Genomic DNA, 18,363 nt, shown 5'->3' on the forward strand with positions numbered 1-18,363 from the left:
ATAAGCCCTGTGACGATTTTGATGAATTTGCGAACGGCAACTGGAAAAAGAACAATCCCATCCCCTCAACAGAAAGCCGTTGGGGCGCCTTTAACATACTTGATAAAGAAAACAAGGAAGTAAGGCTCAAAGGCATTATAGCCGAAATCACCCAACAAACCGACCTCAAAAAAGGCACAGAAGAACAACAGATTGCTGACTACTACCGCTCTTTCCTGGACACTGCTACCATTGAAAAGCTGGGCATTGCGCCTTTACAGCCTTATCTTGATAAGATCAATGGCGTGAAATCACTGGCCGACTGGTCTAAGGTAAGCGGCGAATTACAGAAATTAGGTGTACCCACTTTCGAAATGTTCGGCGTGGATGCCGATGCGCGCAACAGCAGCATGAACGCATTATACGCTTCACAGGGCGGTTTAAGCCTGCGCGAAAGAAGCTATTATGACCGCACCGACTCCAACACCGTAAAGGTGCGCCAGGAGTTTGTAGCCCATGTAGATACCATGTTCAAAATGGCCGGCTTCCCGGATAAAGACCCCGGCAAAACACTGCTGGACTTTGAAACCAAACTGGCCAAGCTGCAGCTTACCAATGTTGAACGCCGTAATCCTGTTAAAACTTACAACAAGGCCGCCTTCAGCGAGCTGAAAACACTGGCCCCCCAGTTCGACTGGGATGCTTATGCCCATGAGCAGGATGTTAAAAGCGATACCGTGATCATTGAGAACAAGCCTTACATTAAAAATGCAGGCGCGCTGCTGAAAGCCACCCCGCTGGAAACACTGAAGCTGTACACCCGCTGGCAGCTGCTGAGCCGTTTTGCCAGCTTCCTGCCCAAGAAATTTGATGATGCCAACTTTCACTTTTACGGCACTATCATGAGCGGCCAGAAAGAGCAGAAGAAGCGCAACGAACGGGCTATCCGCTCTACAGACGGCACCCTGGGCATGCCCCTGGGCAAGCTGTTTGTAAAGAAGTATTTCCCCGAAAGCTCCAAGCAAAAGGTTTCTGAAATGATAGAGAACGTACGTAAGGTGTACGGCCAAAGAATTGACGCCCTTACCTGGATGAGCGACTCTACCAAGCAAATGGCGCATAAAAAGCTGGCCTCCTTTACTTACAAGATCGGGTACCCGGATAAATGGAAAGATTATTCCTCCATTCAAATAGGCCCCGGCACACTCATTGACAATATTATATCTGCTGCCAACTACAGCAACAATGAAGCAGTAAAGAAAATAGGCAAGCCGGTTGATAAGAAAGAATGGTTAATGACGCCGCAAACGGTAAATGCTTACTACAACCCGCTGAATAACGAAGTGGTATTCCCCGCCGGTATTCTGCAGCCGCCGTTCTTTAATCCCAATGCAGATGATGCTATCAACTACGGCGGCATTATTGCCGTAATAGGCCATGAGTTCACCCACGGTTTTGACGACCAGGGCTCACAGTTTGATGCAGAGGGCAACCTCAAAAACTGGTGGACCGCTGCAGACCGTGCTAACTTTGATAAGCTCACCAAACGTTACATCACCTATTTTGACGGCATAGAAGCCCAACCGGGTTTCCATATCAACGGCGCTTTAACCATTGGCGAAAACGTGGCTGACCTGGGCGGTTTAACACTGGCTTACCATGCGCTGGAACAGTCGTTCCATGGTAAAGAGCCCGCACCTATTGACGGCTTTACCTGGAAACAGCGCTTTTTCCTGGGCTGGGCGCAGGTATGGCATGGCAATATTACCGATGCGGCCCTGCGTAACCAGGTACAAACGGACCCGCACTCCCCTGCCCGCTTCCGTATTAACGGGCCGCTGAAGCACATGAAAGAGTTCCAGGATGCCTGGGGCTGCACCAGCGGTAAAATGGTGCTGCCGGATAGTGCACGCGTAGTGATCTGGTAATAAATGTTTTGTTAAATAATACCGGGGCCTGTACAGCAGTGGTTGTACAGGCCTCCGCTTTTTACGTATCTTTGTCCCGTTTATTAAACACCACAACCATGCTGAACTTAGTGAAACAATACAAGAAAGAGCTGCGGAACATCCTGTTGCTGGTTTTAGTGGCCGCTTTGCTGCCTTATTTACCAAAAACCTTTCATTTCCTGGAAAGCTTTACCGGTATGATGATGATAATGGGGGTTTTATGCGGTTGTGTATTGGGCCTTAGCCTGAAGCTGCACTACCGTATTATGGTGCTGCGTATTAACAAGGAAAATAACCAGTAAAAAAGGAATAGTATGCAAAAACTGATATACGCTTTTGCCTTTGCCGCGTTGCTCACGGCTTGTGGCAGCGGCGCAGGCAAACAGCAGCCCAGCCAGGACGCGGCAGAAGATAATACACCCGCTACGCTCATTGCACAGGGCAAAATGGGCGATCCGGTATGCCAGATGCCTTATGACACCAGCTATGTTGAGTGGAGCGTGTATAAAGGCGATACGGTGCATTTCTGCTCTCCAACCTGCAAAGGGGTATTTGATAAGACCCCCGGTAAGTATGCCGCAAACCTGAAATAATTAATTTTGCTATAAGCTTATGTAAAAAGGCTGTGCTTCCGATGGAGGCACAGCCTTTTGTTATATTACCTACCGTTGTAAAAGCAACAGGCGCCCTGTTATAACAACACCACTTTCATAAAAAAACCGTCCTGCTAAAAAGCAGGACGGAGCTTGAACAGTTTATGAAAATCTACGCTTACGCAAATAATTAGTTGGCGGCATACTCAGTGTCCTGGGGGCCCCAGTTAATCCATGACTGTTTAGTCCACGGGTTAGCCGGATCCACAGCGCCAATGTAGTTCACCTTGTCAAAGAAACCGTCAAATACAGCAGGGAAAGTAGCTGTTTTGGAGATCTTCAGGGCAAACTCAGTGTTGGAAGCTTTAAAGTTGCTGATAGCAGGTACTGCAGTAAATACATCTGTTAAAGCAGCAGCGCTTACGTTAGCATTGGCAGCATCCATGATCAGGGTTTGAATACCTGCAACTGTCAGGTAAGAAGCATCTTTGTTATCACCGTCAAACAGTACGGGACCGATAGCAGCACTACCATTACCGCGCTGGTCAGTGATGGGGCTTATGCCGGATGCCTGGAATACACAGTTAATCAGTTTAGAGTTGCCGGCTGCGAGGGAGTCCTGGGCAATTTTGCTTTCAACGTCAATACCAACAGGCATACCGCTGTATACAGAATTAGCTACGGTAAAGGTAGCGCCTCTTCTCCAGCGTGCGCCGGAATAAAAATAGTCGCCGTTACCGGTAGCGCTGCCAGGACCAACAATGGTTATGTTTGAAATAAGCGGGTGCGTGAAAGGCGTGCTGGTGTTAGCGCCATTCAGGTTGTCTACTTCCATGCCGTTAGACAGGCTCACCACGTCGGAGAATTTGGGATCCAGTAAGGCTACGCAAAACTGCAGCTTGCCACGGAAACCGCTGTCCATATCAAAGTTATCATCCAGCGTGCCGTAAGCTACCAGGTATTTAGCCGTTACAGTACCGCCAAACCATTCAAAAGCGTCATCGCCGGAGTAGCTAACCTGTACGTGATCTATAGTAGTACCGCTGCCTACAGCATAAAAAGTAACGCCGTTTACTTCAGAGTCTTTAGTGCTGGCCAGCGCAATACCGCCAAATTCAACCCTTACATATTCCAGCACACCGGAGTTATCGTTATCAACAAATGCACCGGTTTCATTGCTGTAGCCCAGGTCTACGGTAGCATCGGCGCCTTCAATACCTTCTACTTTTCTTTTATCAACCGGGCGGTTGGTGCTGGCTTTACCCAACAGCATAATACCACCCCAGTCGCCAGGTTTGCGTGAGCCAACCGGCTTTTCAGAAGTAAATACAATCGGAGCGTCGGCAGTGCCTTTTGCTATCAGCTTTGCGCCGCGGGTAATGATCAGCGTGCCGCCTTTGGTAGGAGATACCTGGCCGCCCAGGATCAATGTGCCGGGCTGTATGGTTAATGTAGCATTGTTTACTACATATACATAATCCCGCATTACATATACTGTGTCTTTTGATAAAGTTCTGTCTTTGTCAATTTTACCGGAAAGCACTACCTGTTTCTTTTCACCCCCACCACCAGGATTAGTATTGTTGTCGTCGTCCTTGCTGCAAGACATAAATCCCAGAGCAATGGCTGTTAAGGCCAGGAATGATGCACGAATGTGTGTCATAATAATTATTTAGTTTCTGTAAAAAAATAAAACCAGTGTTACCTAATTGTTAGCCCAGTATTAACAAACTGATAATTTATTAATGAAATGTATACGTAAAGCTCAGAGAGAAATTGGTTCCCATCTTGTAGGAATAAAAAACGTAATCTGTTCCTTTCTTATAAGCCTTTTTGTCATCCTTGTTCTGGTACAGCAAATAAGGATTGTTGAAGAGGTCTGAAATATTCAGCTTCAGCTCTGCATTGTTCCTGAACAGTCTTTTGCTCAGCTGCAGGTCCAGCAGGTTGCGGGAGTTCTCATACACATCCAGCTTGTTGCTGCTGTCGTCACCCACGGTATTGATACGGGGGCCAATACGGTTGTACAGGATGGTAAGGCCCATGCTGTTGCCGGGATCATTCAGCTGCAAGCCGGCATTCACCAGGTAAGGCGACTGGCCCGGCAAAGGACGGGTTTCACCATTAATATTACGCACCGTTTGGTTCGGGTTCTTTATAGAAGAATGTATGTAAGCGGCATTCAGGAATACATAGGAGTTAGTGCCCCATTTCTTTAACAGGAACTCCATGTTCTTGCGGATCTCCAGTTCTGCGCCAAAGGTATTGGCGTTGTCCAGGTTAATATAGGTACGGTCGTTATTATCTATACTGAACCAGGTTTCAGAAATGGGGTTCTTGAACCTTTTATAGAAAGCAGCTACCGCAAAGGTTTCACCGGCATGCGGGTACAGCTCATAGCGCAGGTCTACGTTGGTAATGCGCGTTTGCTTCAGCGACGGGTTGCCAAATACAGCCGCGGAGTTAATAAAGTCGTAGAAGCTGAAAGAAGCTATTTCACGGAACTCCGGCCTGGCCACCGTGTTAGAGTAAGATAAACGCAGGTTGGTTTTATCCGTTAAAGCATATACGAAGTTAGCAGAAGGCAGGAAGCTGTTATACGTTGTATCTGTTGTATAAACAGAACCGTTTTGTGTAACAGGCTTCAGCTGCTGCCGGTATGACTCAAAACGCAGGCCCCAGATCACACGCAGCTTGGCTGTAATAAAGTTATCGAACATAAAATAACCGGCGCTCAGGTTGGAGTTGGCCTTATAGTTGTTTTCGGGCGAGCTGTCGTCGCGCAGGTATAAGCCGTTGGCGCCCAGGTGCCTGGTGGCAAACAGCAGCTGCGGCGGCAGCACCAGGCTGTCGTAGCTGAAATTGTAGCTCCGGTGGTATGATAGCGGGCGGTAGTTGGAAGTACGCTGGCGGTACTGCTCAAACACACCCAGCTTCAGTGTTTGCTTGGAATCTTTAATAACCGGGAACTGGAAAGAGGCGCCGCCGTTATAAATATTGTCGTTCACTTTTGAAAAAGAGCGGGAGGTGCCGCCGTTCACCGGCTGGTCTACAATGGCGTGGCCGTTGGTGTAGTTGGCAATGCGGATGTCGGGATCCTCACGGTTGGTATTGGAGTAGTTCAGCATCCACTCCAGTTTTTTCTTGCCAAAACCGTGCTCGCCCTGTAAAGTGGAAGAAAGGATGTAACGCTCTACCAGCGCCCGCATGGATGATTGGGTAATGTAGCTGAAAGGCGGGGCGGGGTTGGTAGCCGCGCTGCGCAAAATGGTTTGGTTTTCCAGTATACGGTTATAAATATTCTTGAAAGATATTTTAGTGTTCTTTACGCTGTAGGCAAAGTTGGCCACGGCGCCCAAAGAGCTGTTATACCGGTTGGTGGTATCAAGGTTATGGCGTTTGAACACATTATTATCTATGTCAAAATCATTACGCTCTGCAAATTCATTCCGTTCTGTATGGTAGTGTGTAAGGGAAAGGATGTAGCCGAACTTCTGGTCGTTGCCCAGGAATTTCGTATTGCCCAATGATACCTGCAGGTTGGTGCCGGGCATTACCTTCCTGGCGGTGTTGATGCCCCAGGTGTTTTTAAAGGCCTGGTTAATATCGTCCTGCTGCTTACCGGTAGCATTGTTAAACCCGGTTTGGCCGGGTGCAACAGCAGGCAGCTTGCGTGATCCGTCGTCAAATGTCCAGTAGTCGTATTTACCGCGGAAACCGGATTTGCCGTCTTTAAAGGTTGACTGCGTGTTATAGCTGGCGCCAATGCCTACAGACACAAATTTTTCGTCGGGGAAATCCTTGGTGCTTACCTGTACCAGGCCGCCGGCAAAGTCGCCCGGCTTATCGGGGGTAGCGGTTTTATTAATAACAATGTTATCTATCAGGCCCGAAGGGATAATGTCAAAGGAGAAAGTTTTGCGGTCAGGCTCGGTGCTGGGCAGCAGCACATTGTTCATGGTGGCGTTATTGTACCGGTCTGTTAACCCGCGTACAATTACATATTTATTATCCTGTATGCTGGTACCGCTTACACGTTTCAGCACTTCACCGGTGCTTTTATCCGGTGAGCGGCGGATCTGGTCGGCAGAAATACCGCTGGAAACAGCCACGTTATTTTTTTGCGCTACATACAGCGCATTAATGGTTTCCTGTTTGTAGGAGCCGGTGATCACTACTTCTTTCAGCTCTTTAGACTGGGGCTCGTCCATTATCACATCCAGGTGCGTGGGAGCGCCGTTCTTTACAATTACCTCACTGATGGATTTTGTTTGGTAGCCCATATATTTATAGTCTACCGTGTAAGTGCCCGCGCCAACGTTAACGCTATAGTTGCCGTCAACATCGGTTACAGCGCCGGTGCCGGTGCCCTGTATCACAACAGTAACGCCAATCAGGGCTTCGCCTGTTTTTTTATCTGTTACCTTCCCTGTTATTTTACCGGGGCCCTCTGCAAATGCGCTTTGCATAAAACCAATTACTGCAAATAATAAACCCCAAAGTGGTGCTTGTATAGTTCTTCTTTTCATCACGTAAGCTTAGAATTTGCAGCAAAACTATTTCGGCCGTATTACTGGTATGTTAAGCCAATATTACCAGAATGTTAAATGTTAAGGAATCATTAAAAAAAGGTTAACAATAATCCTAAGCGTGTTTGGCAGGAAAGCCAGGAGGTGTTTGCCGGTTATTCAGCAGCATGTCTAATGATATGTCCAGCGATGAATACCCGTCTTCCCGGTTATTGCCGCCATCTGCAGCAATGATCTGGAACAGGTGCTGGCTTTTATTGGTAAAAGGCTTGTTGTCTTTTTTGCTGCACAGCTCCAGGCTGAAGTTGAACTTTTCTTCCAGGTCTTCTTCAAACTCCCGCAGGCTCAGGGTTTCATCAATAGGGTATTCTACAAGCATGTCTGCAGGGAAGCCGGCCTCTTTCAGGGTGTCAAACGAGTTGCCCAGGGAGTTATGGACATATACCGTAACGTTGCAGCATAGCAGCCGCTGAAATTGCAGCTGCAGCAAGGATATGGTCATTAAAGGGTGAAACTTCAGAATTTTCATCTCATTATATATTACTGCTTCCCAGCTATAGGATTATCATTCCGGCAAACTTAACGGCTTACCTTTAATTTAATATTAAGTAGCTGTTATGTTATTGTGAATAGCATAACAGCAATTTCTAATACAATAAATGTGTGCAAGTGCTGGCAACAGGAGATGGAAGGATAGCAATAGGTATCAGGGAGTGGTAAAGCTGATGACTTTAGACACTTCCCAGGGAAGCGGCACGTCATCCTCTTCATCAGGTAATACTACCTTGGTTTTAGTTACCGGGTGCTGGTACAGTTTCCACTCACCCCCCGTATACTCCAGGGAGGTAAGGCTTTCTACCCAGTCGCCCGAGTTCAGGTACATAACGCTTTTGCCGTTATGCTGCATTTCCTTTATAACAGGCTGGTGGATGTGCCCGCAGCACACCACGTCAAATTTTTTGTCAATAGCGATCTCTGCCACTATCTGCTCAAAATCCGAAATAAACTTCACCGCCTGCTTCACACTATGTTTCACTTTTTTTGAAAACGACAGCTTTTCCCGGCCCATACGTTCCAGGATGTTGTTTACCAGGCGGTTCAGGATAATTAAAATATCATATCCCTTGCCTCCCAGCTTGGCCAGCCATTTGGAGTTTTTCATGGTTACGTCATATACGTCGCCATGGAAAAACCAGTGGGCTTTGCCATCCACTTCCAGGATCAGCTTATTATCTATGGTAAAATTGCTCAGCTCAAAACCGGCGTACTTGCGCAGGGCCTCATCGTGGTTACCGGTCAGGTAGTACACCTCGGTTCCCTTACCGATCATTTTAAGAATGCGGCGGATCACCTTGGTATGGGCTTTTGGGAAAAACCGCTTGCTGAACTGCCAAATATCAATAATATCCCCGTTCAGCACCAGTATTTTCGGGTCAATACTGTCCAGGTATTGGACCAGCTCCTTGGCATGGCAGCCGTATATCCCCAGGTGTACATCGGAGATTACAACAATATCTAATGGGCGTTTTTCAGGCATTTAAATCAAATCAATTCCTTATGCAAAGGAAAATTTGCTATATTACTTTTATATTAACCCAGTGTTAAGGAATTATTAATTACCATATTTTCTTGGAGGTATTGGTCCCTGATAGCTATTTTTGCCGCAAATTTCAATTTACCTGATATGGGAGGCTTCAATTCTTTTGTAAAACTGTTTATACCGAAAGACCGGGTTTTTTATTCTTTGTTTGAGGATGTTGCCGCCAACCTGGTGGAAATGGGAGAGGTGCTGAATGACCTTGTGAACGCCAATGATCTGGCCATCCGTAAGGATAAAGTACACCTGATCGAACGGCTGGAGCATAAGAATGACGACTATACCCACCGCATATTCGTAGAGCTGGGGCAAAATTTTATCACCCCTTTTGACCGTGAAGACATTCACTACCTGGCCGCCACCCTGGACGATGTGGCTGATTACATACACGGTTCTGCCAAAAGAATTGACCTGTACAAGGTATATGAGCTGAACGAAAGCATCCGCAAGCTGGTAGAGCTGATTGGCCTGGGCGTGGCAGAGCTGCACAAAGCCATTCATGAGCTGCGCGATATGCGCAACATGCGGAACATTACCGACGCCTGCGTAAAGATCAACAGCCTGGAGAACCATGCGGATGACATTTACGACCGGGCCATTGCCGACCTGTTTGACACTGAAACCAACGCAGCAGAGCTGATAAAGATGCGTGAAATATACCAGGCGCTGGAAATAGCCACCGACAAATGTGAGGATTGCGCGAATGTAATCGAAACCATTATTATTAAGTACGCCTGATAAACAGGCTCCGGGGCAATGTTCACGTAATTTCTAAGCTATGACTTTTCTGATCGTTATTATTATTCTGGCGTTCATATTTGATTACATTAACGGTTTTCATGATGCGGCAAACTCTATTGCCACCATTGTTTCTACTAAAGTATTAACGCCTTTCCAGGCGGTGTTGTGGGCGGCCCTGTTCAACTTTGCCGCCTTTTTCATGTCAAAATATATCTATGGAGAGTTCCGGGTGGGCAATACCATTGCCAAATCCGTGTTTGAGCAATATATTACCCTGAAGGTGATCTTTTGCGGGCTGCTGGCGGCCATTGCCTGGAACCTGCTTACCTGGTGGTACGGCATCCCTTCCAGCTCGTCCCATACCCTTATCGGCGGGTTTATCGGCGCAGCCATTGCCAATGCACACGGCTCTTTTGATGTAATTAACTATGCCAAGGTAATGCCCACCATCTACTTTATTGTATTGGCGCCTTTCATTGGCATGGTGGTAGCCTTTGTTATTACCCTGTTTATCTTAAATATCTGTAAAAAGGCCAACCCCTTCCGGGTTGAAGGCTGGTTTAAGCGCCTGCAGCTTGTTTCCTCCGCGGCCCTTAGCCTTGGCCACGGTGGTAACGATGCGCAAAAGGTAATGGGCATTATTGCCGCCGCCATGGTGGCGCACGGCTCAATTGAGAAAATAACGGATGTGCCCAACTGGGTGCCCCTGTGCTGCTTTACCGCCATAGGCCTGGGCACCATGAGCGGTGGCTGGAAGATTGTGAAAACCATGGGTACCCGTATCACCAAAGTAACCCCGCTGGAAGGCGTGGCTGCGGAAACAGCCGGCGCCGTAACCCTGTATCTTACAGAAACCCTGGGCATACCGGTCAGCACCACCCATACCATTACCGGCTCCATTATAGGCGTGGGCGCCACCAAACGCCTGTCGGCTGTACGCTGGGGAGTTACCGTAAGCCTGCTGTGGGCCTGGATCATGACCATTCCCATTAGCGCCCTGATAGCGGCAGCGGTATATTTTATAGTAAATATTTTCGTTTAATAACGGCAAAGCATACGCGTTTACCGGTTTGTTGCCTGCATCTTGCACGTAAAAAGCGGTAAACGTGCGCTTTCCACCCCGCCCCCAACTTTTTCTTGTTAAAAATTCCCGGCAACCCCTATTTTTGTGAGATTTTTGTGAAATAGCGGATCGTACGCTACCTATAACTAATAACTGACCCAAAAATTTTGGCAAATGAAAGGTATCATTCTGGCAGGTGGCTCAGGTACCCGCTTACATCCTATCACTTACGCTATCAGTAAACAGATCATGCCTATCTATGATAAGCCCATGATCTATTACCCGCTGTCTACCCTTATGCTGGCCGGCATACAGGATATACTGATTATTTCCACCCCCCACGACCTACCCGCCTTTAAACGCCTTTTTGGCGATGGCAGCCAGTATGGCCTGCGCCTGCAGTATGCAGAGCAGCCCCAGCCCAATGGGCTGGCCCAGGCTTTTGTTATAGGCCGGGAGTTTATTGGTAATGATAAGGTAGCCCTGGTGCTGGGTGACAATATATTTTATGGCGCCGGCCTGGGCACCCAGCTGGCGAATAATGTGAACCCGGATGGCGGCATTGTATACGCCTACCACGTATCGGACCCCGAACGCTACGGCGTGGTGGAGTTTGATGCGCAGATGAAGGCGGTATCTATAGAAGAAAAGCCCGCACAGCCAAAATCCAGCTATGCCGTACCAGGCCTGTACTTTTATGACAACGAAGTAGTGAACATTGCCCGCGATCTGCAGCCCAGCGCCCGCGGGGAATACGAGATTACGGATGTGAACAGGGAATACCTGCGCCGGGGCAAGCTGCAGGTATCTATACTGCCCCGTGGCACCGCCTGGTTAGATACCGGCACCTTCGACTCCCTGATGCAGGCCTCCCAGTTTGTGCAGGTAATAGAACAGCGCCAGGGTATTAAAGTTGCCTGTATTGAGGAAATAGCCTACCGCAAGGGCTTTATTACCAGGGAACAGCTGCAGGCGCTGGCCAAACCTTTGCTGAAAAGCGGCTATGGACAATACATTGAAGAAGTACTGAAACAAAAGATATAAGGGAGAATTACGGATTGCTCAATTACGAATGTGAAGCGCACATTACAACCAGGTGTTTAATATTTAATACAAAGGGCTGATTTTCTGCTGCATGAAGCATTCAGCGTTTGGCAATTCATAATTAACTTCACAGCATTATAAACACACAATTAATCAATTTATGAAGGTTCTTGTTACCGGTGGTTGTGGCTACATTGGTGCGCATACAATTGTAGACCTGATCAATCATGGCTTTGATGTGGTATCTGTAGACAGTAACATCCGCAGCACTACCCAACTATTGGACGGTATTGAAAAAATTACCGGCAAAAAGATCCATAATTATAAGGTAGACCTCTGCAACCTGGAGGATACACACGCTGTTTTCCATGAGAACCGCGACATTGTTGGCGTTATTCACTTTGCCGCCCTGAAAACCGTACCCGAGTCAGTAGCACAGCCGCTGCTGTATTTTCATAACAACCTTACCTCCCTGGTAAACATCCTCAAATGCATCCAGGAGTTTAAGGTGCCCAACTTCGTATTTTCCTCTTCCTGTTCAGTATACGGCAATGCCACCGCCCTGCCGGTGGTAGAGGAAACCCCGCTGGGTGAGGCGCAGTCGCCCTACGCCCGCACCAAGCAAATGGGCGAGCAGATCATACATGATTACAGCCGGGTAAACGACACCCAGTCTATCCTGCTGCGCTACTTTAACCCGGTAGGCGCCCACCCTTCGGCCCTGATCGGCGAGCTGCCCCTGGGCAAGCCCGATAACCTGGTGCCCATGATCACGCAAACAGCCATTGGCAAACGGCCCAAGATGATCGTGTTCGGCCACGACTACGATACCCGCGACGGCTCCTGCATACGCGACTACATTCATGTAATGGACATTGCCAATGCACACACCCGCGCCCTGCAATACCTGCTGGATAAAAAGAACAGCAGCAACTGCGAAACCTTTAACCTGGGCACCGGCAATGGCGTAACCGTGCTGGAAGCCATTAACGCCTTTGAAAAAATATCCGGTGTAAAGCTTAACTATGAGCTGGGCCCCCGCCGCCCGGGCGATGTAGTGGCTATTTACGCCAACAACAGCCTGGCTAAGGAAAAGCTGGGCTGGGAGCCCAAGACCGGTATTGAAGATATGATGCGCACCGCCTGGCAGTGGGAAGTAAGCCTGCGCGACAAAGCGCTGAGCAACTGATTCAATATGCAAATGTGCAGGTATGCAGATGTGCAGATGATTTAAATATGCTGTATTTTCATTTGCAAATTTGCATATCTGCAAATTTGCATATCTGCACATTTGCACATTTTATTACTACTTTTACGTTCAAATTTTTGAAAACTGGTATATGGTAAAAGATATTCAACCCTTAAATGAAAAAGAAACAAGGGCCGGCTTTGGAGAAGGCATCCTGGAAGTAGCCCGGAAAAATCCCAATGTAGTAGCATTAACAGCCGACCTGCTGGGGTCTATGAAGCTGAATGCTTTTATTAAGGAGTTTCCCGAGCGTTTTATACAGTGCGGCATTGCCGAAGCCAACATGATGGGCATTGCCGCTGGTATGACCATTGGCGGTAAAATACCGTATACCACTACTTTTGCTAACTTTTCAACCGGCCGCGTATATGACCAGATCCGCCAGTCTGTTGCCTATTCCGGCAAAAACGTGAAGATCTGCGCTTCGCACGCCGGCCTTACCCTGGGTGAAGATGGGGCTACCCACCAGATCCTGGAAGATATTGGCCTCATGCGCATGCTGCCCGGCATGACCGTAATAGTGCCCTGCGATTTTAACCAAACCAAAGCAGCCACCATTGCCATTGCCGACCACCAGGGCCCCGTATACCTGCGTTTTGGCCGTCCCAAATGGCCCAACTTCACACCGGAAAACCAGGAGTTTAAAATAGGCAAAGCCCAGGTGCTGCATGAGGGTACCGATGTAACCCTGTTTGCCTGCGGCCATCTGGTATGGATAGCCGTTGAAGCTGGCAAAATACTGGAAGAAAAAGGCTACAGCGTAGAGATCATTAATATACATACCATAAAGCCGCTGGATGAGGAAGCCGTATTGCGCTCCCTTACCAAAACCCGCTGCGCCGTTACCGCCGAAGAGCATAATGTGCTGGGCGGCCTGGGCGACAGCATTGCGCAGGTAGCAGCCCGCAACCTGCCTGTGCCCATTGAGTATGTAGGCACAAACGATACCTTTGGCGAAAGCGGCAAGCCCGTGGAGCTGCTCAAAAAATACGGCCTGGATGCCGGCCACATTGTGGCTGCCGCTGAAAAAGCCATGAGCCGTAAAGGAAAATAATTCACAGAAAGTATAGGCCATACGGTTAAACTTTTATGCAAAAAATCCATCTATGAGATGGATTTTTTATTTTAATTTCATTTATAACCAAACCAACAGAACAAGCGTGCAATATCTCATTCGCACTTCCATTTAACCTAACATGGCCGTAACACAGGATGATAAAGCACTTTTAGCGTTATACCGGCAGCCGGATACCCGGGAAAAAGGTTTCACGGAAATAATCCGCAAGTACCAGGAACGGCTATACTGGCATATTCGCCGGCTGGTGGTGGACCATGAAGATGCCAATGACGTATTGCAGAACGTGTTCATTAAAGTCTGGAAAAACCTGGAAGGATTTCGTGAAGATGCCCAGCTATTTACCTGGCTGTATAAAATAGCCACCAATGAGTGCCTTACCTTCCTGGAACAGCAGAAACGGAAATCTGCGGTATCTTTGTCAGACGTAGAAACCGGTCTTAGTAACAAGCTGCGCGCCGATAACCAGTTTGATGCCAACAAGTTGGAGTGGAAGCTGCAAAGGGCCATATTAAGCTTGCCCGAAAAACAAAGGGTGGTGTTTAACCTGCGGTATTATGATGAAATGCCGTATGAAGAAATGAGCCGGATATTGGAAACATCCGAAGGCGCCCTGAAGGCCTCCTACCATCATGCCGTAAAAAAGATTGAAGAGTTTATAAGGAACGGATAAAGATCGGCAAACCCGGCATAAGCTATTATCAACCAGGCATAAAGATGACAACGTAAATACCCATTAAACTATTGTCTTTGCTCATTGTCTAACAAATTGCTATGAATAAAAAGGGAAAGGATATTGCGGAAGAATTGAAGGAGGTAGTTCCCGGTTTGAACCTGCCGGCCACTGCACCGTTTACGGTGCCGGAAGGTTATTTTAATACCCTGCCGCACCAGATAATGCAGGGCATTAAAGCTGCGGAAGCAGCCGGTATGCCGGTGCAGGAAGAGCTGGCCGCCCTGTCGTCCCTGCTGGCCGGTATACCCAGGCAGCCCCGGCAAGCACCGCAGGGTTACTTTGCAGCGCTGCCCAACCAGGTAATGGCCGCCATTGCCGCACAGGAAAAAGCACCTGCCAAAGTAATATCCATCACTGCTTCCCGCCGGCGTTATATGCCCTGGGCCGCAGCCGCCTGTATCGCCGGTTGCCTGGCCATAGGCGCCCTGTTTCTTTTCAGGGGCGGCGCCGTTCGCAGTACCAATAGCCTTGATGCACAGCTGGCCGCTATCTCCGACCAGGAGATTGTGGATTACCTGCAAATGCATAGCGACGCGTTTGACAATGACGCTATATTCACCAACGTGTCCAGCGAAGATGTAGTTGAAGAACTGCCCAAAATATCAACCGACCTTAGTAGCCTGCCGGCCGAAGCCATTCAGAAATACCTGGAAAATACAGACTGGTCAAACTAAGGCGTAAATATTAGCGAATTAATACAATGAAGCATTTTAACATACTAGGATTTATGATGGCTGCTATGTTTTGCCTGGGCATCCGGGCAAGTGCGCAGCAGCCGGATAATGGCGATAAAGCCGCCCTGAAAGACAAGATCAGGTCTGCGGAAATTGCCTATCTCTCCAAACAGCTGGACCTTACCCCCGAGGAAGCCCAAAAATTCTGGCCTATCTATAATAATTATACCCGCGAAGTAGAGCTGCTTATTGCCGAACGCCGCAAAAACAAACAGGTAGACCGTAAAGACGATGCTACTGCCCGCCAGGCCTTGGATAAGGAAATGGATATTGAACAGCGGATGGTAGATGTGCGCACCCGCTATAAACAGGAGTTCCTGAAAGCGCTGCCGCCCCGCAAGGCCAGCTCGGTATTCAAGGCAGAACGGGAGTTCCGCATGCAGCTGATCCGCCAGCTGAAAGAACGCGGCGCCGACCGCAACCTCCGCCGCGTAAGACCGTGATCAAAGAATGTAAAATGTAGAATTTTAAATCTAAAATGTAAAAGTATAAGGGCGGGGTATCACTGCCATAATTACTGCGCAATTAATATCGTGAAGTGGTTACCGCATTACTTTTACATTCTACATTTTAGATTTTACATTTTAGATTTATTATTCTACACTCACATCTGCTTATAGTGTGCTCTTACTTCAATCACCTTCCCTTCCTCATTCAGCACCATCATTTCTGCCGACAGCCGGTTGTTTACGCTTTTGTAATACAATACCACTGAGCTCACCCCTTCCAGCACATGGTACAGCTCAAAGAACAGGTCGGGATATGCCTGCAGCCCCCTGCTAAAATACTTCCGCAGCTCCTCTTTACCTTGTATACGACCAGAAGGATCGTTGTTCAGCTTCAGGATAAGGGGAGAATAAAAAACTATCGAATCCGCATAGTGATGCATAATGGCCTCCAGGTCATGGCTGTTCCATGCCTGCAGCCATTCCTGTGCAAAGTTGTTCATAGCTGTTAAAGAATTTTAATACCAAGATAAGGAACGCTGTAATGAATTTACAGCGCATATTCTTACCTGATAACTTTGTAATTTTACCTGATGGCACGTATAATTCCCTTGTCGGAAGGCTCTTTCACGGTAGATGCTACTAAAAAGTTCATTCCATTTGATGCAAACAAAGACAGTATGCAGCAACGTAACCACGGATCGCTGCTGGTAGAGATACAACCTTTCCTGGTAATTACAGACCGCGATTATATACTGCTGGACACCGGCCTGGGTTTCCGTAATGCAGATGGCGTGCTGCAACTGCACCAGCACCTGATAGACCATGGCGTAAACCCTATGGAGATCACCAAAGTGCTGATGAGCCATTTGCATAAAGACCATTCCGGCGGCGTAAGCGTTACAGACCCGGTTACCGGCCAGCGCAGCCTTACCTTTCCGCAGGCCACCTACTATGTAAATAAGCAGGAAATGGCTTATGCCATTGCGCAGGATGGTAAAAGCTACCTGGCAGAAGATGTGGCCCTGCTGCAGCAGCGGGATAATGTGGAGTTTATTGATGGTAACGGCACTATCGACGGCTATATACACTATGAGCTAACCGGCGGGCATTGCCCGTACCACCAGGTGTTTTTAATTGATGACGGTGAAGACAAGGTATTTTTCGGCGGAGATGTGGCGCCGCAGATTTCCCAGATGAAAAGCCGTTTTATTGCCAAGTATGATTACGACGGCAAACGCAGCATGGAGCTGCGCCAGCAGTTCCTGGAGCGCGGCACCCGGGAGGGCTGGATATTCCTGTATTATCACGATACTAAATTCCCTTACGGCAGGTTTTAACGCAGCACCATTTGCCGGTCGGCATCCAACCGCAGCATAATGAATAGCAGCATGGTAAAGGTCATGAGGGACGAGCCGCCGTAGCTTACAAACGGCAGCGGTATACCAATTACCGGCGCCAGGCCAATGGTCATGGAAATATTAATGGCCAGGTGAAAGAAAATAATGCTGGCTACCCCATATGCATATACGCGGCTGAAGGTCGATCGCTGTCGTTCCGCAATAAAAATAATCCGCAGCAGCAGCGCCACATACAGGCCCAGGAACAGGATGCTGCCCACAAAGCCAAAGTCTTCCCCGATGGTGCAGAAAATAAAGTCGGTGCTTTGCTCCGGCACAAAATCAAAACGGGTTTGCGTGCCTTTCAGGTAGCCTTTGCCCCAAAAGCCGCCGGAGCCAATGGCAATCATACTTTGGCGGGTATTATAGGTAGCCTTGGGATCATTTTCCTTGCCCAGCATTACCTCAATACGGCGCACCTGGTAATCTTTCAGCACCTTCGTAAAGGCAAAAGGCACCACAAACATCACAAACACCGAGCAAAAGGCCCATATACCCAGTATCAGCGCCAGGCGGGAGCGGCGGCGCTTTATCTCGCGCCGGTTAAAATATATAACCAGCACCGTTAGTACGGAAAATATGATAAACAGAATGTTCTTATCCACCAGCAGGGCGCTCAGCACCAGTATAATACCCGAGAAAGCAATTACCAGCAATACGCCGGGCAGCCCTTCGCGGTACATTACCAGGAAAAAGGAAAAGTACACCAGCGCCAATCCGGTTTCATCCTGCAGGATGATGATGGCGGCCGGTATCAATGCAAAGGAGGCGGCTATTAAGCGCGATCGCAGCTTGCTAAAATCCGTTTCCAGCGACGACAGGTATTTGGCTAACGCCAGGTTGGTGCATAGCTTGGTAAACTCCGCCGGCTGAAACTGGAACCCGCCTATTACTAGCCAGGAGTGGGAACCTTTTACATCTTTCCCTATACCCAGTACCAGCAGCAGCAGCAGCAGGCCAAATGCGTACAGTATATTGGCCGTAGCGGTAAAGAACTTACTGTCTGTAAGCCAGATGATGGTGGCCAGTATAAGCGATACGCCCCACCACATCAGCTGGCGGGCATAGTTTTTATTCAGGTGCACAATATGCTGCCATACGTTATCCCCTTCGCGGTGCTCTGCCGCGAATATAGACAGCAGCCCTAATATTACCAGCGCTGCGTACAATCCCATCACTGGCCAGTCAATCCCTTGTGTAAGCTTTATTTGCTGGCGGTCGCGCATAT

At 48.3% G+C, this 18,363-nt stretch carries 18 protein-coding genes; 12 read left to right on the top strand and 6 right to left on the bottom strand.

What is annotated here, in order from left to right; all coding sequences use genetic code 11:
• The 3 genes from VFS25_RS10510 to VFS25_RS10520 all read left to right on the top strand — a co-directional run.
• On the top strand, positions 1-1,907 hold a 1,907-nt coding region (locus VFS25_RS10510), incomplete at its 5' end, for a M13 family metallopeptidase (RefSeq protein WP_326462093.1).
• A gap of 98 nt (positions 1,908-2,005) precedes the next feature.
• Positions 2,006-2,230 carry a hypothetical protein gene (locus VFS25_RS10515; RefSeq protein WP_326462094.1) on the top strand — a complete coding sequence of 75 codons (225 nt, stop codon included), beginning with the start codon at positions 2,006-2,008 and terminating at the stop codon, positions 2,228-2,230.
• Positions 2,231-2,242: 12 nt separating this feature from the next.
• On the top strand, positions 2,243-2,521 hold the full coding sequence (locus VFS25_RS10520; protein ID WP_326462095.1) for a YHS domain-containing protein: 279 nt from the start codon (positions 2,243-2,245) through the stop codon (positions 2,519-2,521).
• Positions 2,522-2,711: 190 nt separating this feature from the next.
• Here the strand turns inward: VFS25_RS10520 and VFS25_RS10525 are convergent, their stop codons facing one another.
• From VFS25_RS10525 to VFS25_RS10540, 4 genes are all read right to left on the bottom strand, one after another.
• Positions 2,712-4,184 carry a hypothetical protein gene (locus VFS25_RS10525; RefSeq protein ID WP_326462096.1) on the bottom strand — a complete coding sequence of 491 codons (1,473 nt, stop codon included), beginning with the start codon at positions 4,182-4,184 and terminating at the stop codon, positions 2,712-2,714.
• Between the two features lie 79 nt (positions 4,185-4,263).
• Entirely contained in the window at positions 4,264-6,990 is a 2,727-nt protein-coding gene (locus tag VFS25_RS10530) for a TonB-dependent receptor (protein WP_326462097.1), read from the bottom strand.
• Positions 6,991-7,165: 175 nt separating this feature from the next.
• A complete protein-coding gene (locus VFS25_RS10535) occupies positions 7,166-7,579 on the bottom strand; it encodes a hypothetical protein (protein WP_326462098.1) in 414 nt (137 codons plus the stop codon).
• A 177-nt stretch (positions 7,580-7,756) separates the two neighbouring features.
• Positions 7,757-8,587 (bottom strand): UDP-2,3-diacylglucosamine diphosphatase, encoded by an 831-nt coding sequence (locus tag VFS25_RS10540; protein ID WP_326462099.1) that lies wholly within the window; start codon positions 8,585-8,587, stop codon positions 7,757-7,759.
• A 147-nt stretch (positions 8,588-8,734) separates the two neighbouring features.
• Here VFS25_RS10540 and VFS25_RS10545 point away from each other — a divergent pair, with 147 nt between their 5' ends.
• The 8 genes from VFS25_RS10545 to VFS25_RS10580 all read left to right on the top strand — a co-directional run bounded on the left by VFS25_RS10545 (position 8,735) and on the right by VFS25_RS10580 (position 15,732).
• On the top strand, positions 8,735-9,385 hold the full coding sequence (locus tag VFS25_RS10545) for a DUF47 domain-containing protein (protein WP_326462100.1): 651 nt from the start codon (positions 8,735-8,737) through the stop codon (positions 9,383-9,385).
• A gap of 40 nt (positions 9,386-9,425) precedes the next feature.
• Complete coding sequence (locus VFS25_RS10550) at positions 9,426-10,430, top strand: inorganic phosphate transporter (RefSeq protein ID WP_326462101.1); 1,005 nt, start codon at positions 9,426-9,428, stop codon at positions 10,428-10,430.
• A 195-nt stretch (positions 10,431-10,625) separates the two neighbouring features.
• Positions 10,626-11,495: a glucose-1-phosphate thymidylyltransferase RfbA gene (gene rfbA, locus VFS25_RS10555; protein ID WP_326462102.1), complete on the top strand. Its 870-nt coding sequence runs from the start codon at positions 10,626-10,628 to the stop codon at positions 11,493-11,495.
• 160 nt (positions 11,496-11,655) lie between these two features.
• Complete coding sequence (gene galE, locus VFS25_RS10560; protein WP_326462103.1) at positions 11,656-12,684, top strand: UDP-glucose 4-epimerase GalE; 1,029 nt, start codon at positions 11,656-11,658, stop codon at positions 12,682-12,684.
• Between the two features lie 151 nt (positions 12,685-12,835).
• Positions 12,836-13,798, top strand: a complete 963-nt coding sequence (locus tag VFS25_RS10565; protein WP_326462104.1) for a transketolase family protein — start codon at positions 12,836-12,838, stop codon at positions 13,796-13,798.
• A 142-nt stretch (positions 13,799-13,940) separates the two neighbouring features.
• Complete coding sequence (locus tag VFS25_RS10570) at positions 13,941-14,492, top strand: sigma-70 family RNA polymerase sigma factor (RefSeq protein ID WP_326462105.1); 552 nt, start codon at positions 13,941-13,943, stop codon at positions 14,490-14,492.
• 101 nt (positions 14,493-14,593) lie between these two features.
• Complete coding sequence (locus VFS25_RS10575; protein ID WP_326462106.1) at positions 14,594-15,229, top strand: hypothetical protein; 636 nt, start codon at positions 14,594-14,596, stop codon at positions 15,227-15,229.
• Between the two features lie 53 nt (positions 15,230-15,282).
• Complete coding sequence (locus tag VFS25_RS10580; RefSeq protein ID WP_326462107.1) at positions 15,283-15,732, top strand: hypothetical protein; 450 nt, start codon at positions 15,283-15,285, stop codon at positions 15,730-15,732.
• Between the two features lie 161 nt (positions 15,733-15,893).
• Here VFS25_RS10580 and VFS25_RS10585 read toward each other — a convergent pair whose 3' ends face one another.
• Positions 15,894-16,238, bottom strand: a complete 345-nt coding sequence (locus tag VFS25_RS10585; protein WP_326462108.1) for a nuclear transport factor 2 family protein — start codon at positions 16,236-16,238, stop codon at positions 15,894-15,896.
• Positions 16,239-16,328: 90 nt separating this feature from the next.
• Between VFS25_RS10585 and VFS25_RS10590 the strand changes: the two genes are divergently transcribed.
• A complete protein-coding gene (locus tag VFS25_RS10590) occupies positions 16,329-17,075 on the top strand; it encodes an MBL fold metallo-hydrolase (RefSeq protein ID WP_326462109.1) in 747 nt (248 codons plus the stop codon).
• Here VFS25_RS10590 and rodA read toward each other — a convergent pair.
• A complete protein-coding gene (rodA, locus tag VFS25_RS10595) occupies positions 17,072-18,361 on the bottom strand; it encodes a rod shape-determining protein RodA (RefSeq protein WP_326462110.1) in 1,290 nt (429 codons plus the stop codon). The two genes, VFS25_RS10590 and rodA, sit on opposite strands and share 4 nt — an antisense overlap.
• Between the last annotated feature and the right edge of the window lie 2 nt (positions 18,362-18,363).

It is taken from the genome of Chitinophaga sp., from assembly GCF_035761305.1.
GTDB lineage: Bacteria > Bacteroidota > Bacteroidia > Chitinophagales > Chitinophagaceae > Chitinophaga.

Excerpts from the sequence above, each read along its gene's own strand:
- VFS25_RS10515 (WP_326462094.1), top strand. The coding sequence starts at position 2,006 with ATGCTGAACTTAGTGAAACAATACAAGAAAGAGCTGCGGAACATCCTG.
- VFS25_RS10520 (WP_326462095.1), top strand. The coding sequence starts at position 2,243 with ATGCAAAAACTGATATACGCTTTTGCCTTTGCCGCGTTGCTCACGGCT.
- VFS25_RS10525 (WP_326462096.1), bottom strand. The coding sequence starts at position 4,184 with ATGACACACATTCGTGCATCATTCCTGGCCTTAACAGCCATTGCTCTG.
- VFS25_RS10530 (WP_326462097.1), bottom strand. The coding sequence starts at position 6,990 with ATGCAAAGCGCATTTGCAGAGGGCCCCGGTAAAATAACAGGGAAGGTA.
- VFS25_RS10535 (WP_326462098.1), bottom strand. The coding sequence starts at position 7,579 with ATGAAAATTCTGAAGTTTCACCCTTTAATGACCATATCCTTGCTGCAG.
- VFS25_RS10540 (WP_326462099.1), bottom strand. The coding sequence starts at position 8,587 with ATGCCTGAAAAACGCCCATTAGATATTGTTGTAATCTCCGATGTACAC.
- VFS25_RS10545 (WP_326462100.1), top strand. The coding sequence starts at position 8,735 with ATGGGAGGCTTCAATTCTTTTGTAAAACTGTTTATACCGAAAGACCGG.
- VFS25_RS10550 (WP_326462101.1), top strand. The coding sequence starts at position 9,426 with ATGACTTTTCTGATCGTTATTATTATTCTGGCGTTCATATTTGATTAC.
- rfbA (WP_326462102.1), top strand. The coding sequence starts at position 10,626 with ATGAAAGGTATCATTCTGGCAGGTGGCTCAGGTACCCGCTTACATCCT.
- galE (WP_326462103.1), top strand. The coding sequence starts at position 11,656 with ATGAAGGTTCTTGTTACCGGTGGTTGTGGCTACATTGGTGCGCATACA.
- VFS25_RS10565 (WP_326462104.1), top strand. The coding sequence starts at position 12,836 with ATGGTAAAAGATATTCAACCCTTAAATGAAAAAGAAACAAGGGCCGGC.
- VFS25_RS10570 (WP_326462105.1), top strand. The coding sequence starts at position 13,941 with ATGGCCGTAACACAGGATGATAAAGCACTTTTAGCGTTATACCGGCAG.
- VFS25_RS10575 (WP_326462106.1), top strand. The coding sequence starts at position 14,594 with ATGAATAAAAAGGGAAAGGATATTGCGGAAGAATTGAAGGAGGTAGTT.
- VFS25_RS10580 (WP_326462107.1), top strand. The coding sequence starts at position 15,283 with ATGATGGCTGCTATGTTTTGCCTGGGCATCCGGGCAAGTGCGCAGCAG.
- VFS25_RS10585 (WP_326462108.1), bottom strand. The coding sequence starts at position 16,238 with ATGAACAACTTTGCACAGGAATGGCTGCAGGCATGGAACAGCCATGAC.
- VFS25_RS10590 (WP_326462109.1), top strand. The coding sequence starts at position 16,329 with ATGGCACGTATAATTCCCTTGTCGGAAGGCTCTTTCACGGTAGATGCT.
- rodA (WP_326462110.1), bottom strand. The coding sequence starts at position 18,361 with ATGCGCGACCGCCAGCAAATAAAGCTTACACAAGGGATTGACTGGCCA.